Annotated in this window: 11 protein-coding genes; 4 read left to right on the top strand and 7 right to left on the bottom strand. The window is 64.4% G+C overall.

Annotation, left to right across the window (positions count from 1 at the left end; translation table 11 throughout):
* Positions 1–13: 13 nt before the first annotated feature.
* From AU175_RS13220 to AU175_RS13205, 4 genes are all read right to left on the bottom strand, one after another.
* Positions 14–841 (bottom strand): IclR family transcriptional regulator, encoded by an 828-nt coding sequence (locus AU175_RS13220; protein ID WP_231938553.1) that lies wholly within the window; start codon positions 839–841, stop codon positions 14–16.
* 83 nt (positions 842–924) lie between these two features.
* Entirely contained in the window at positions 925–2,178 is a 1,254-nt protein-coding gene (locus tag AU175_RS13215) for an aminopeptidase P family protein (protein ID WP_066289614.1), read from the bottom strand.
* A gap of 60 nt (positions 2,179–2,238) precedes the next feature.
* Entirely contained in the window at positions 2,239–3,576 is a 1,338-nt protein-coding gene (locus AU175_RS13210) for an MFS transporter (RefSeq protein ID WP_066289612.1), read from the bottom strand.
* A gap of 357 nt (positions 3,577–3,933) precedes the next feature.
* The gene (locus AU175_RS13205) at positions 3,934–5,469 is read right to left on the bottom strand and encodes a helix-turn-helix domain-containing protein (protein WP_066289606.1); all 1,536 of its coding nucleotides are present in this window, start codon (positions 5,467–5,469) and stop codon (positions 3,934–3,936) included.
* 109 nt (positions 5,470–5,578) lie between these two features.
* Between AU175_RS13205 and AU175_RS13200 the strand changes: the two genes are divergently transcribed.
* The 3 genes from AU175_RS13200 to AU175_RS13190 all read left to right on the top strand — a co-directional run bounded on the left by AU175_RS13200 (position 5,579) and on the right by AU175_RS13190 (position 9,175).
* Positions 5,579–7,111 (top strand): purine-cytosine permease family protein, encoded by a 1,533-nt coding sequence (locus tag AU175_RS13200; RefSeq protein ID WP_066289603.1) that lies wholly within the window; start codon positions 5,579–5,581, stop codon positions 7,109–7,111.
* 57 nt (positions 7,112–7,168) lie between these two features.
* Positions 7,169–8,128, top strand: a complete 960-nt coding sequence (locus AU175_RS13195; RefSeq protein WP_066289602.1) for a polysaccharide deacetylase family protein — start codon at positions 7,169–7,171, stop codon at positions 8,126–8,128.
* Between the two features lie 162 nt (positions 8,129–8,290).
* On the top strand, positions 8,291–9,175 hold the full coding sequence (locus tag AU175_RS13190) for an NmrA/HSCARG family protein (protein ID WP_082979142.1): 885 nt from the start codon (positions 8,291–8,293) through the stop codon (positions 9,173–9,175).
* 39 nt (positions 9,176–9,214) lie between these two features.
* Here the strand turns inward: AU175_RS13190 and AU175_RS13185 are convergent, their stop codons facing one another.
* Together AU175_RS13185 and AU175_RS13180 are read right to left on the bottom strand one after the other, a co-directional pair.
* Entirely contained in the window at positions 9,215–9,619 is a 405-nt protein-coding gene (locus tag AU175_RS13185; protein ID WP_066291085.1) for a class F sortase, read from the bottom strand.
* Between the two features lie 371 nt (positions 9,620–9,990).
* On the bottom strand, positions 9,991–11,133 hold the full coding sequence (locus AU175_RS13180; RefSeq protein WP_066289597.1) for an ice-binding family protein: 1,143 nt from the start codon (positions 11,131–11,133) through the stop codon (positions 9,991–9,993).
* A 1,015-nt stretch (positions 11,134–12,148) separates the two neighbouring features.
* Between AU175_RS13180 and AU175_RS13175 the strand changes: the two genes are divergently transcribed.
* Positions 12,149–13,303, top strand: a complete 1,155-nt coding sequence (locus tag AU175_RS13175) for a serine hydrolase domain-containing protein (protein ID WP_231938552.1) — start codon at positions 12,149–12,151, stop codon at positions 13,301–13,303.
* Between the two features lie 62 nt (positions 13,304–13,365).
* On the opposite strand, the gene AU175_RS13170 is transcribed toward AU175_RS13175, so the two are convergent.
* On the bottom strand, positions 13,366–15,114 hold the full coding sequence (locus AU175_RS13170; protein WP_066289592.1) for a thiamine pyrophosphate-dependent enzyme: 1,749 nt from the start codon (positions 15,112–15,114) through the stop codon (positions 13,366–13,368).
* Positions 15,115–15,171 lie beyond the last annotated feature (57 nt).

Here is a 15,171-nt window from a genome sequence, read left to right as displayed (position 1 = left end):
ACGCCCCGGAGGGCTACTGCGGGCCGGCCTGACCTGAAGCCGCGGGTGCGCGTCCTCCGAGTCGGCTGGTGACCCGGTGTGCAGCTGCCGCGCACGCTTCTCCCAGACCTTGCAGTCTTTCCCGTGAGACGCGGAACCGGGGAGCCGGGATCAGGACCGCTGCCACAACGGCCCCGCGGTGGTCATACACGGGTGCAGCCACGCCCACTTCGTCGATGGATGATTCGCCGTAGTTGATGGCCCATCCGCGGCGGCCTACGTCGTCGAGTTTGATCTGGTAGCCGTCAAGGCCGGCATCATCCAGTCCCGGATACGTGATGGCCCCGCTGCGCAGCAAGGCGCTGACACGTTCGGCAGGTTCGGTGGAAAGGAAGACCTGCACGGAGGCGCTCATGGCGTCCTGGTACCGGGCTCCCAGCGGGGTGGTGTGCTTGATCTGGTGGTGGCTGGCGATTTGTTCGACGCACATCGACTCGGACCCGTTCCAGACCATGAGGGCGCTCGTTTCGCCGGTCTGTTCGGTGAGTTCGCGCAGGACAGGGTAGGCCACGCGGCGCTCTTCGAGTTCGGCCAGCAGCGGGCCGGCCACGGCAATAAGGCCCAGGCCAAGACGGAACCGGCGGGTCTCCGGATCGCGCTCCACGAGGTGTTCCTGTTCAAAAGTGGACAGGATCCTGGAAACGGTGCTTTTGTGCAGGCCCACGCGGTTGGCGATTTCGGTGACTCCGAGCAGCGGTTCATCGGCGGTGAAGGTACGCAGCACGGCGATGGCGTTGACGATGACGGACGCGCCCTTGGTGTCGCCGTTTCCGGTGGTGTCAGGGGATTCTTCGAGGCTCATGGTGGTTACCATCATTCCGTACGAGGACCGGAAAGGCGGCGCCACGTGCTACGTGGCGCCGCCTCTTTTGGCTGAGGGGATGGTCAGGCTCCGACGATGTTGTATTCGGGGCCGAACGGGAACTTGGTGATGTTCTCGGCTCCGCTTTCACCCACCACCAGGATGTCGTGCTCACGGTAGCCGCCGGCACCGGGCTGGCCATCGAGCACGGTGATCATCGGTTCCATGGAGACCACCATGCCCGGTTCCAGCACGGTGTCGATGTCCTCGCGCAGCTCGAGGCCGGCTTCGCGGCCGTAGTAGTGGCTGAGGACACCGAACGAGTGACCGTACCCGAAGGTCCGGTTGGCGAGCAGTCCATGGCTGACGTAGATCTCGTTAAGTTCGGCGGCGATGTCCTTGCAGACGGCACCGGGCTTGATGAGTTCCAGGCCGCGCCTGTGGACCTCCACGTTGATGTTCCACAGTTCCAGGGAGCGCGCATCGGGTTCGCCGTAGAACAGTGTGCGCTCCAGGGCCGTGTAGTAGCCGGACGTCATGGGGAAGCAGTTCAGCGACAGGATGTCGTGTTCCTGGATCTTGCGGGTGGTGGCCCAGTTGTGGGCGCCGTCGGTGTTGATGCCGGACTGGAACCACACCCAGGTGTCGCGGATTTCGGAATCCGGGAAGGTGCGGGCGATCTCGTGGACCATGGCCTCGGTGCCGATCAGAGCGACCTCATACTCGGTGATGCCGGCCGTGATGGCGTTGCGGATGGCTTCGCCGCCAAGGTCGCCGATCCGGGCACCGTGCTTGATGACCTCAATTTCCTCCGCTGACTTGATCATGCGCTGCCGCATGGCCGCCTGGGCCACGTCCACCAGCGTTGCGCCGGAGAAGGCGGCCTGAATCTTGTTGCGGTTATCCAGCGGCAGTGAGTCGTCTTCGACGCCGATGCGGCGCGGGTTGATGCCGCGGGTGCGCAGAACCTCCTGGATGGCGTGGATGTAGTTGTCGCGGCGCCAGTCCGTGTAGACCAGGTTGTCGCCGTAGCTGCGGCGCCAAGGCATCCCGGCGTCGATGTTGGCGGTGACGGTGACCGTGTTTTCCTTGGTGACCACCATGGCGTAGGACCGGCCGAAGTAGGTGAAGAGGAAGTCCGAGTAGTACTTGATGGAATGGTAGCTGGTGAGGACGACGGCGTCCAGTTCCTTCTCGGCCATGATGCGGCGGAGGCCCGCGAGCCGGCGTTCGAACTCGGCATCGGAGAAGGTCAGGGACACCTTCTTGCCGTTGTTGAGGACCTTCAGGCGCTCCAGTTCGGCGACGGTGGTTGCGTTCTCTGTGGTGATGGTCATGGTGGTGGTGCCTTTCTTTGGTGCGGTTACTTAGGTGGAAAAATTGCGGCGCTGGCCCGGCTATTCGTGGCGCAGCGGTTCTTTGCAGGTCTCGCGGGAAAGGGAGACTGCAATCAGGGATATGACGGCGGCGCCCACGAGGTACCAGGCCGGAGCCAGGTCATTGGCAGTGGCCGCGATCAGCAGCGTTGCCATGAAGGGCGCCGTACCGCCGAAGAGTGCGTTGGAGAGGTTGAAACTGACGGCGAAGCCGCTGTAGCGGACCCGGGTGGGGAACATTTCGGCCAGGAAGCTGGGGAGGGTGCCGTCGTTGAGGGTGAGCATTGCGCCCAGCAGGATCTGGATCAGGACGATGACCAGGAAGTTCCCCGTCCCCAGCAGGGCGAAGGCCGGCACAGTCAGCACAATAAAGGCGATGGATGCGCTGATCAGGACTTTCTTACGGCCGTACCGGTCTGAGAGCATCCCGGTCAGGAAGATGAAACCGATATAGGTGACCAGAGCGATGGTTGTGGCCAGGAACGATTCGGTTTCGCCGAGGCCCAGCTCTGAGGACAGATAGGTGGGCATGTAGCTGAGGATGACGTAGAACCCGACGGCGTTGAGCAGCACGGCTCCCACCGCCAGCAGCAGCTGCCGCCAGTGTTTCCGGAACAGGCTGGAGACCGGGGCTTTGGCGGCGTGGTCCTCGGCCTCCAGTTCCCGGAACACCGGGGTGTCCTCGAGCTTGGTCCGGATGTAACGTCCGATCAGACCCATCGGGGCGGCCAGCAGGAACGGCAGGCGCCAGCCCCAGCTCTGCATCGCCTCGGTACTGAGCAGGCTCGTCAGCAGGCCTGCGATCAGGGAACCGAGCAACAGGCCTGCGGCGGTGCTGGCAGGAACCACCGCGGCGTACAGTCCGCGTTTGTTTGCGGGGGCGTACTCAACCAGGAAGGCCGAGGCTCCGGCATATTCCCCCGAGGCGGAGAAGCCCTGCGCCACCCGGATGACCAGGAGCAGGATGGGAGCCCAGATGCCGATCGTGTCGTAGCCAGGAATGAGGGCTATGCAGAAAGTTGCTCCGGACATGATCAGGATGGAAAGCGAGAGGGCCGTCCGCCGGCCCACTCTGTCACCGATGTGGCCCCAGACGAACCCGCCCAGCGGGCGTACAAGGAATGAAATCGCGAAAAGTGCGAAGGTCAGCAGAAGTCCGGTTTGGGGATCCGACTCGGGGAAAAAGACCGTTGCGATAGTGACGGCAAGGTAGCCGTAGACCGCGTAGTCAAACCACTCGACGAAGTTGCCGATGAAGCTGGCCGCGACGACCCTGCGGCGGGTTTCTGTGCTGACTCCGTCGCCATCGACGGGCTGTGCTTGGTCACGCGGGGGCAGCGAGGATATTTCGTTACTCATGTGTCCACCAATAGATTCTGGGTTGCAATCAATGCAACGCTGTTGCACCAGAGTAGGCGTGATGTGCGACACGGTCAAGACCCCAAATGACTCCATTCTTGTCCTTCCACGTCTACAGGCAACTAAAGGGATGCAGCGGACAACCGCATGGAGCGTTGCGTTAAACACAACCCAGTTGCAGAAACATGCTCCTCAGGTGCGGGAGGAACCGCCATGCCGGGCACATTCAACGCACTCCCGGACGCTCTCTCACTTCCTGCGGCTTAAACAGGAACGCTCTCCCACTCCCCTTGGGAAAGTGATAGAGCGTTCCGGGATTTCCTGCAGGAAGTGAGAGAGCGTCGCAGGGGCGGGAGGCTACATGGCGGCGAGCCGGGTGGCCAGGTGCAGCGCCGCCAGCCGGCCGGTTCCGCGGGGATCGCCGCCGCAGAGTGAAAAGATCCGCTGCAGCCGCTGATGCATCGACTGGCGTTCCAGGTGCAGCTCGCGGGCGGCCTGCGCCGTGTTGCAGCCGGAATCCAGCCAGACCCGCAGCGTCTCAAGCAGCGAAGAACGGCGCTGTTCGTCGTGCTCGAGGATGGCACCGAGCTGCTGGCGGACGAAGTCCGTGCGCCGCGCCTCATCCAGGGAGTGGAAGGCAAGCCTTTCCACCGCGTACGCTTGGGCGTCCAGGACGGCGGCGGACTGGCCCGTCCCGGGTTTTCCGGGCCCGACGGCGGCGGCAAGTTCCAGCGTCAGCCTGGCTTCCGCCAGTGACCAGGGAGCGGCGGCAATCCCGGATGCCACCGGACCCACGGCGCTGACGCTTCCCTCCGGCAGGTCGAGTGACTCCAGTCCGGCCACAATATCCTTCCGGTCTTCCTGCGTGGTGCCGGGGCGCAGGACTGCGAGCGCCAGAAGCTCGGCATTGTCGGCGTAGCTTGCGCTGTGCCGGCCCACCCGGTCCAGCAGGTGTTCCACGGCCGTGCGCAGCTGCCGGGAACCCGGGGAACGGACCACAATGGCCACCAGCTGCGCCGAAATGGGGATCCCCGCGGCAGGGGCAAGCTGCTGCAGCCGCCAGTTCTGCGTGCCGGAATCGACGGCGCGGATCAAGGCCGCGCCTGCCATCTCCTTCAGGCCCGGCGGCATGCGCTGCAGCAGGGCCAGTGCCAGAATATCCACCGAGCGGTGCCCCGCAATCCTTGCCAGGTTCAGGTCGGCGCCCGCAAGCGCGTGCAGGGTAAGCCGGGCTGACGGGATGCCACGCACCGAGACATCGAGGTGGATGGTGCTTGCCCGGTCCTGCGCAACCTCGGTGCTGGCCGCGGGTTCCGGCACGTGGCCAGCCGGCAGGGCACTGGCCAGCGGAGCTCCCGCGTTGGACGTGAGGACGACTTCCGCGCCGGTAGCGTCCGCAAGGACAGCCAGAATCCGGTCGAGGCTGCCACCGTGGGCCAGCTCTACCGCCATCGCGTGGCTGGCCTGGTCAGCCTGCTGTAACTGGGCAGCGGATTCGCTCACCAGCAGCGAGTTGATGGCTTCCATCACGCCTACAAAAGGCACCACTTTGCGCAGCTCAATCAGAGGCAGGCCCGCCGCTTCCGCCGCCGAGATCATCGATGACGGCATGGAGGCAAGCTCGGTGCCCGTTTCGATGGCCAGCGCCGCCACTCCCCGTTCCGCAAGCTCCCAGATGTATTCTGCCCGGCGTTTGTCTGTTGCCAGGGCAAGGGCCTGGCCGCCGGTCAGCAATAGCTCACCGCCGCCGAGCAGCGGGGCGATGTCCAGGACCTCACTGGAATGGATCCAGCGCAATTGGGTGGTGGCCGCAACTGAAGCTGCCGCGCGGATCACGGGGTCGCCAGGAATGAACGAAGAATGCTTCAAGGCATCCTCAAGACGTATTGGCATGACACTCCGTCGCGTTAGGTGCCGAACTACACGACACATTGTATGTGGTAGATGTGGTCGGGGCCACATAATCTTGAAGCATCCCCCATCCCTCAACGAAGAGGCCCCCATGCAACAAGAGAACGCAGCCGCAGGAGCCGGGCAGGCATCTGCCCACGACGACGTCGAAGCTTGGCTCCAGCCCATCCCCGAATCCCAGCGCACGCGAAAAGTCTCAGGGCAGTTCTGGATCTGGGCCGGCGCCAACCTGGCACCCATCAACTGGGTCCTGGGCGCTCTCGGGATCCACTTGGGGCTGGGTTTCGCCGACACCGTCACCGTCCTGGTGCTGGGCAACCTGATTGGCATGCTGCTCTTCGGCTGCTTTGTCCTCCTCGGCCAAAAGACCGGCGCCACCGGGATGGTCCTGGCCCGTGCAGCGTTCGGCCGCCGCGGCAACTACCTCCCCGCTTCCATCCAGGCCCTCCTGGTGATCGGGTGGTGCGCCGTCAACACCTGGATCATCCTTGACCTGGTTATGGCCCTCTTCGGCACACTTGGCTGGGTGGACCCCACCGCCCAGAATTACGGCCCGAAAATCGCGGTCGCCACCGCCATCATGGCCGCCCAGGTGGCCATCGCCTGGTTCGGCTACAAAGCAATCGCCGCGTTCGAAAAATGGACCGTCCCGCCCACCATCATCATCCTGGTGGTCATGTCAGCCGTTGCGTGGTTCGGCATGAAGATCAACTGGACCTACGCCGGTCCGGCGGGCAACATCCTGGAAGGCTCGGAGCGGATCGCGGCCATGAGCGCCGTGATGACCGCGATCGGGATCGGCTGGGGCATAACCTGGTTTACCTACGCCGCCGACTACTCCCGGTTCGTGAGCACCGAAGTCCCCAAGCGCAAGGTGTACCTGGCCTCGGTCCTTGGCCAGTTCATCCCCGTCGTCTGGCTCGGGATCCTGGGCGCAAGCCTCGCCACGAACAGCGGCGAAATCGACCCCGGAAAGCTCATCGTCCAGAACTTCGGCGTCCTGGCACTTCCCGTCCTTTTGATGGTGCTGCACGGCCCCATCGCCACCAACATCCTCAACATCTACACCTTTTCCGTCGCCACGCAGTCGCTGGACATCACCATCAGCCGCCGCAAACTCAACCTGTTCGTCGGCTTTTTCTCCCTTGCCGCCGTCGTATTCTTCATCTTCCAGGAGGACTTCGCAACGGTCCTTGACGCCTGGCTCATCGGGCTTGTCGCGTGGGTCGCCGCCTGGGGCGGCGTCATGCTGGTCCACTACTTCTGGATCGAAAAGCGCTGGCCCGGCAACCCGGCACGCCTCTTCGACGCCGTAGGCACCAAGCGCCTCCCCGGCGTCAACTGGGCAGGTGTCACCTCCCTCCTGGTCGGCATCTTCGCCACCTGGCTGTTTATGTACGGACTTGTTCCCGCAATGCAGGGCCCCATCGCCGTAGCCCTGGGTGGCTGGGACCTGTCATGGCTCGCCGGCGGCGTAGCCAGCGCCTCGACGTACGCACTCCTCGGGCCCAGGGTTCACCGCAAGCACCTGGACAGCGCGCCGAAGGCCCCGGCCAGCCAGCCGGCAGAAGAGCCTGGCCTGGCCGGCGTCGGAGGACCGCAGGCTGCACCCGCCGAAATCTGAGCCCGGCACACCGCACGCCCTGACCTTCCCTGACTTCTGAACACTAGGAACCATGACATGAACCCCCTCGCTTTCCCAGACGAAGCGCACCCGATCAGCTGGCCCGACGGCAAGCAGGCTGCAGCTTCCTTCACTTTCGACGTCGACGCCGAGTCCTGCACCATCGCCCACGACCCGAAGAGCACCCGCAGGATGTCCCTGATGACCCACCAGTCCTACGGACCGAAGGTGGCAGTTCCCCGGCTGCTGCAGATCCTGAACCGGCAGGACATCCGGGCTACGTTCTTCGTCCCGGGCTTCACGGCGGAGTGCTACCCGGACACGGTCCGCCGCATCGTGGACGCCGGGCACGAGGTGGCCCACCACGGCTACCTGCACGAACCCATGCAGGGGATCGACGCCGCGACGGAGGCCCGCTACATCGACCGCGGCCTGGAGGCGCTCGCCAAAGCCGCCGGCGTGGAGCCCGTGGGATACCGGGCCCCGTGGTGGGAACTGAATTGGCATTCTCCTGCGCTCCTCGCGGACCGCGGCTTCCTCTACGATTCGAGCCTGCTCGACGGCGATGCCCCCTACCGCTTCCGCGTCGCCCCGGGCGACAGCAGGGACATCGTGGAGATCCCCGTTGATTGGACCCTGGACGACTGGGAACAGTACGCCTTCTACCCCGGCGTCACCGGCAGCGGCGTGATCGAAAGCCCGGCCAAGGTCCTTGAAATGTGGACCCTGGAGGCGGAGGCGCACCACGCCCAGGGGAGCTGCTTCGTCCTGACCAACCACCCGTTCATTTCGGGGCGGCCATCGAAGGCAGTGGCTCTGGAAACGCTCATTGACCGGGTGAAGTCAATGGACGGCATGTGGGTCACCACCATGGAGGAAATCGCCAAGCACACCCGCCGGGCAGTGACTGAGGTCCATGAGCACGCCCGGATCGAGGTCCCGTCCTTCCCGGATACGGGAGCCGTCTTTACCCCGCCAGCCGTTCACCAACGGAACCCTTCAGCCATCCGAAGCTGAGCTGGAATGTGGACAGGAAATCTCCGCCGGAAAGAATCCGGCGGAGGTTTCCTGTTTTAAGGCCGGCGCACATGTGCAGTCAGTGAGACATGGCCTGCGCCAACTGCAAAATCGCGACGGCGATCGGCGGCAGCCAGCGCGGCAGCAGTGCAATACTGAGCCATGAACTCTTCCTCGGGCGGGGGACCCCGCGGCGTAGTGTCAGTGGTAGGCGCAACCGGCAGGCAGGGGTCGGCCGTGGTACGCCACCTGCTTCAGGATGGCTGGCAGGTGCGTGCACTGACCAGGAATCCGTCCACCGACGCTTCGCTGGCACTCCGTGAGAGGGGCGCCGAGCTCCACCGCGTTGACACGGAGGATATTGCCTCCCTCCGGCCCGCGTTCCACGGAGCCTACGGGGTGTTCAACGTGCAGAATCCGATGACCAGCAGCTTTGAAGCCGAGGTGCGGCAGGGGTGCAACGTTGCCGAGGCCGCGGCAGAGGCCGGCGCGGAACATGTGGTCTATGGTGCGGCAGGCGTAGGCGATGATGAGACAGGCGTCGGCTCGTGGGACTCGAAACTGTTGGTCGCGCAGCGCTTCCGCGAGCTGGGCCTGCGTCTTACCGTGCTCCGGCCAATGGCTTTTATGGAGCTCATGACGGACAAGGGCTATTACCCGCAGTTTTCGACCTGGCATGTGATGCCGAAGCTGATGGGCCCGTCACGGCCTGTTGGCTGGCTGTGCGTGGACGATGTAGGGGCGATAGCGGCCCGCGTATTCGCCGATCCCGAAAGGTGGGGCGGTAAGGTTCTCGGCTTGGCGTCCGACGTTCAAACCATCGACCAGTGCCGTGCCATGTGGGGCGAACAGACCGGCCGCAAGCCCCGCGGCTTCCCCGTGCCGGTCCGGCTTTTTGAGCGCTTCGTTGGTACTGACCTCACCACGATGTGGCGTTGGCTGCGTACGAATCAGATCGACATGACCACGCAGGCAACACGGGAGATCCTTCCGGATGCCCTCACCGTCCGGCAGTGGATGGAGAAGACGCTCCACGGCGGCCGATGAATACTGGGCGGCGAAGCCCTGCGCGGCTCCGGCCAGTGGTTATGGTGCAGGAACCGGACTGGCCTGGATGATGATGTTTTTACCCCAAAGATCCTCCGTAAAGCACGTGATGAGGACGAGCCGGCCGGGCACCTTGTCCCAAATGGCACTGTCCTTCAGAGTGTCCTTGAATTCCGTGGTGATCTCATCGATTGTGTAGGCCAGCGGCCCTTCTGCCGTGGTTAATGTCAGCTCGTCGCCAGGTCTTGAGCTGGAACTGATGTTGTTGAAAGGGGACGACCCACCCTCCCAACTGTGCCCAACGATGTACGTGGTATTTGTGGACCCTGTGCCCGGGACGCCGTACGGAGTAAGCCAGTAGGCGTCCGCGGTGTGTGGAGGAACGATGGAACCGAGGCTCGTCTCCTGCTCCGTCGGAGACAACGGCAGGACGGCTTGATCCATCCCCACCACACCGTAAGTGATATGCAGTGGGGGTGAACCAATTCCGGAAGAGTCGGCCTCCTGCGGCGCGCCGCTCGGCGGGTTTGGGACGAGGGAGGACTCCGATGGAGCGGAAGTATGCGGACCAGTAGACAGCTCAGCGGGCGGCAGGGGTACTGAGGTTACTGGCTGCGAACCCCATCCCAGAAGCACGACGGCCAGCGTTAGCGCACCAACGAGCGTACGGACCACCGCCGCCCCGCCCAGGGCCCTCTCCCTGCGTCTTCCGGCACCAGCGCGCCGCCGGGCCGACGACGGACGCTCCACATCGCGTCCATTGCCCGGCGTGCGGCAGTGCCGGCCGTTTGGAACAGATCCGCGACGCAAAGCCTCTACTCCTGACTGCCCCGATGCCTGCCCGTTACCGGCCTGGCAGCAAACACTATTGCTGTGGCTACTCCAAGACCGGCAACGATGGCACCGAAGGCTGCTGGGCCGCTCGAGTGTCCGGACGCCGTGTCAACGTTCGTGCCCTGGTTTCTGCCGCCGCCCGTGTCGGCCAGCGGCACTGCCGACACAGAGGCGGTGGATTCGGTGACACCGGGCCCCGGCGTAGTGGTGGCAGTCCCAGTGGGTGAAGGGCTTTGCGTCGTTGTTGCAGTCGCTGTTGCAGTCGTCGTTGCACCGGCAGTCTGTGTTGCAGTCGCCGTCGGCGTCGCGGTCTCAGTCGCCGTCGCTGTTTCAGTGACGGCGGGCGCCGAGGTGGTTGGCGTCGTGGTACAGGCGGAGTGGGTGAACACGTTCGTATCCAGGGAGACCTGCCCGTTACGGGCCAGTGCCCGCCCCTCCACCCTTGCTCCGGTTTCGACAGTTATCGACGTGAGGGCAAGAATAGTCCCCTTGAACTGTGAGGCGGTACCCAAAGTGGCTGAGCTGCCCACCTGCCAGAACACATTGCAGGCCTGGGCGCTGTTGGTCAGGATGATGCTGCTGGCCGAAGCGGTGATGAGGGTCGAAGCAACCTGAAAGACAAATACGGAGTTGGGATTGCCTTGGCCGTCCAGGGTGAGCTGTCCGCTGAGGGCCAGCGAGGACGTGGACCTGTAGACACCTTCCGTCAGGGTCCGGCCCACCAAGTCTCCTGAAACACTGGTCGTTAACGGTTGACCTGCGGCGTTGTCGTAGGCGATGGTCACGTCTGACTGCGCTTGCAGGGCCACCGCATCTGCCCTGTGAGTGGCTCCGCCTGAGAGGCCCGGCGGGAACCCTGTAATCGCAGTGCCCGGGCTTACACCCACATCTCCTTGGAGGGTAGTGGGACAGGTGTTGGTGACCGTGGTGCCGGCGAGCACGGAGTAGGAGGTGGCAGTGCCCAAACCGACGGGGGTGGCCGCGAATGCCGGCGACTGCTGCCACAGCAAGGCCGCGGCCAGGAGGACAACGCCGGTTATTCCACCCGCTGCTGCTGCTTTACGACGGCGCGAGACCCCCCGAATGTGTTGATGTGACCCACGTTGCGCAGAGCTGTGTTGCATGGCAGTTCCTTCCCCCAACAGGGCAAACGCCCCGAGACACTGCCCGACAAATTTGTAAGGGAGCTTACTAGCGGACTGTACGCCCGAAACTGCGACGGACCTAGGAAGCGCACTGGCCTAAGTCAGCCTTTCGGATGGCCAGGCCACTGCCGAGGACCGCGTGGCTTCTTATCCGCGCAGGTCAGGGTCGAGTGGAAACGTTCCAGCCGATTTCGACCGCCTCCCTACTTGTCTGAAAATTAATCAATTCTCCGGATAAAAGTCGGGGAGTTCAGCAATAAGACGCGGTCCAGAGCGAGCAGCCGCTGTGGCGGAGGGTGGCCGAATGCGGAAGGCCCGACCGCCTGCGATGTCGCAACTGCCGCGAGTTCCACTCGCGCCCCCGCCTACGCCAGCACTGACAAAGCCAACCGCTTCCCGGACGAAGCCGCGAACCCTTGACTGCATAGCCAGCGGGGAGTAGATTGTTCAACAATAACAGATTGTTCAACAATCTAGGCCTTATGGGCAGCCTACCACTGGACGTTGGCATGGCTTCCGCTTAGGCCAGGCCGAGCGGAATCGTCAGGAGAGATGGCCGTGAAGAAGAAGACCTTGGTGGGCGAGAAGCAAGCGTTGGAGGCCAGGCAGGCTTCGGCACAACTACAACGAGGAATGCAATGGGAACTGCCCGTTGCCGGGCGGCGGTCCACGGGAAGATTCATCCCGTGGGCGGAGAGTGAACTCTTCCCAGGTGATTCCGGCGGCCCCACCCGCGTGCCAAGCTCAGTCCGGCGACATTGAAAGCCACCCCACACATCCGTCTGAAGCACTTGTCCTTTCCGGACCCGCGGACGGTCAGGTGACGAACGGGCCACGCTGACCCTCGACCGGGGCGGGGCGCCGCTCCTACACTTTAAGAGCTGGAACTACGGCGCCGGACAGCCCTTGACCGGGGGCGGCGCAGCTGCGGCCCGCCTTCGCATTCACCGGCAGCCGGCCATTCAAGAATCGCGGCATCATGCAACGTTCCCGGATGCTCCTTCTCAGCGCAGCAACTGCGTTACTGCTGTCCCTCAACGGATGCACTGACGCGGATCCCGGCCCGGCGCCCTATGGCACGGCGCCCCCGGCCACTAAATCGATCGACGACACCATGCGCGCCTTCGTAGAGCAGGAAGCTGTGGCTGTTGTGGCGGAAGTCAGGTGGCCCGGCGGAACCTGGTCCCGGGCCTACGGGGTCCGGAACCTGGAATCCCGGGAAGCCGCGGCACCGGGTGACAGTGTGTCCGTTGCCAGCATCACCAAGTCCATGACGGCCGTCTCGGTCATGAAGCTCGTGGAGGAAGGCCTGATCGGCCTGGATGATCCCGTCAACGGCATCCTGGAAAGCTTCAGCACCGTCCTCAAGCCGCCCGGCCCCATCACCGTCCGCCAACTCCTGGGGCACACCTCCGGGATGCCCACCTTCCAGGAGGCAACCGAGAAGAACGCCGACGACGTCCCCGGGATCATCCGCGAAGAAATCGGCACCCAGCGGGCCCTGGAGATCACGGGCCAGCTGCCCTGGGAGGCGAGAGACATGGGCTTCTTCAAGTACTCCGACTCGAACTACCTTGCCCTCGGCCAGCTGATCGAAAAGCTGCGGGGCCGGCCATACACGGAAGTGGTGCGTGCGGATGTTATCGATCCGCTGGGATTGGAGGCCACGTCCATCAACGAGGTGGTAACCGGCAAGCCGGACATGATCCACGGCTACATCACGTTCCGGGATGAACGGCTGGACATTACACAGTCGCCAGGGGAAATGGGTTCGCCGGCCTTCGGAGCCATCTCAACAGTGTCCGACGTCAACGATTTCTACGCGGCCCTCTTCCGTGGCGAGCTCGTGTCCGAAGAATCGCTGCAGGAGATGACCCGCGCCGACGACATGCCGCTTTTCGGACTGGGGCTCCGCAAGTGGACCCAGGACTGCGACGGAGAGTACCGCTACGGTGGCATGGGTGGCTTCTGGGCCTACCGCACGGCGGCGATAGCCAGCACGGACGGCCAGTACCAAGCCGCCATGACGCTGGTCCCGCCCCCGTTGCCGACGCCCCTCGAAGACCCCGAGACTGACGACAAGCTTAACCACTGGGACGACCAGATGGTGTCCGCCCTCCAGGAGACGCTTGACCGGCTCTGCCCCTAAGAAAGAACAGCGGACGACGGCGGGAGGTCCCGCCGTCGTCCGCTGTTCTGCCAGCCGCTGCCTCAGTAAGCCTTCACGCGCTGTTCCACGACCAGGTGGACGAGGGCGAAGACGCCGTCCTCGTCGATGGCCGCAAGCGCGGCATCCAGTGCAGCCGGAACGTCCTTGTCCTCGGTGACAGTGATCCCGAAACCGCCGAACGCCCGGGCCATCAGGCCGAAGTCCGGGTTCTTCAGCTGGGTCCCGGACACGCGTGCGGGATAGTGCCGTTCCTGGTGCGTGCGGATGGTCCCGTATTCCTGGTTGTCCATGACGATCACCAGCGGCGTGGCCCCGTACTGGGCAGCGGTGGCCAGCTCCTGGCCGTTCATGAGGAACTCGCCGTCCCCGGCGATGGTGACAACACGGCGCCGGGGGTCGGCCAGCGATGCCGCGATGGCTGAGGGAACGGAGTAGCCCATCGAGCCGTTGCGGGCGCTGATCATGGAGGCGTAGCGGCGGGTGGGAAAGTAGCGGTGGGCCCAGTTGGTGTGCTCGCCAGCGCCGAACGTCACCAGCGAGTCCTTCGGCAGTTTTGGGACGAGGTTCGCCATCAGCGTGTCCATCCTCGCCTGTCCCGCCGCCGGCGCCGCCGGGGGCAGCGCGGCAAACCGCTCCTGCTCGCCCCGCATCCGGCCCGTCCATGCCTTCCACTCTTCCTTCACCGGCAGCTCGATGCCCACCAGGCCGCGGACAAAGGCCTCCGGCTTGGCCAGAATCTGCCGGGAAACCGGCCCCGACCGGCCACGGAGCGAGGGGTCCACGGTGACCAGGAAGTTCTTTTTGTTCCAGTCCTGCCGGCAGACAAACCCGTCCGTAATCACGTCGCCCGGCACTGTCCCCACAAACACCAGCAGGTCGGTTTCCTCCAGCAGGTTATACGTGGGGCGAGGCCGGCCGTAGCCAATGGGGCCCACATAGGAAGGGGAATCGAAGGAGACCGTTCCCTGCGTCCGCCATTCAGCTGCTGCCGGGATATGGTGCCGTTCCAGCCATCCCGTCAGCTGGTCCGCTGCCTCCTGCGTCCAGTCGTTTCCGCCGGTGACAAAGAGCGGCTTCTTTGACTCTGCCAGCGCAGCCTCCAGGGCGGCGGCGTCGGAGCTGCTCATGCCGCCGGCCGCCACCGGGATGGCGGGGTGCAGCGCCGGGTCGATCTGCTGCCGGATGATGTCCTCCGGCAGGCCCACCACCACCGGGCCCGGCCGCCCGCTCATGGCCGCGAACATCGCCTCGGCCACGATCTCGGAGGCCCGCTCCGCGTGGTCAAGGACCATAACGCGCTTCGCGCCGGTATCGAACCAGGCCTTGATGTCGAACTCCTGGAACGCCTCGCGGTCCCGGTGCGCGAAGGGGATCAGGCCGACGAACAGCAGCATGGGAGTGGAATCCTGCCACGCGGTGTGCAGCCCCACATGCGCGTTGGCCGCGCCGGGTCCACGGGTCACCATCGCGATGCCCGGGCGCTGGTGCATCTTCCCGTCGGCCTCGGCCATGTACGCGGCACCGCCCTCGTGCCGGCAGACGATGGTTTCAATGTCCGAGTTGTGCAGCCCGTCCAGCACATCGAGGAAGCTCTCGCCGGGAACCACGTAGGTGCGCTCCACACCATGGGCCACCAGCGAATCAACAATCACGTGCCCGGCTGATTTCAGTGCGGGGCCGGGACCGGTCTGGTCCGGATGGCTGGCCTGCCGGGGACTTTCTCCGGACCTTACGACGGCGGTGGGTTGGGTGTGGGATGCGGTCACGTTTGCTGCGGTTTCCGTTGTCATGGGCTTTCTTTGGCTGTTGGACTGGTTGGCGTTCGGACTGGGGAAGAAGAGACGAAG

Origin of the sequence: Arthrobacter sp. B6, from assembly GCF_001663775.1 — a bacterium.
Taxonomy (GTDB): Bacteria; Actinomycetota; Actinomycetes; order Actinomycetales; family Micrococcaceae; genus Arthrobacter.
This window is presented reverse-complemented; position numbering and strand designations above follow the sequence as displayed.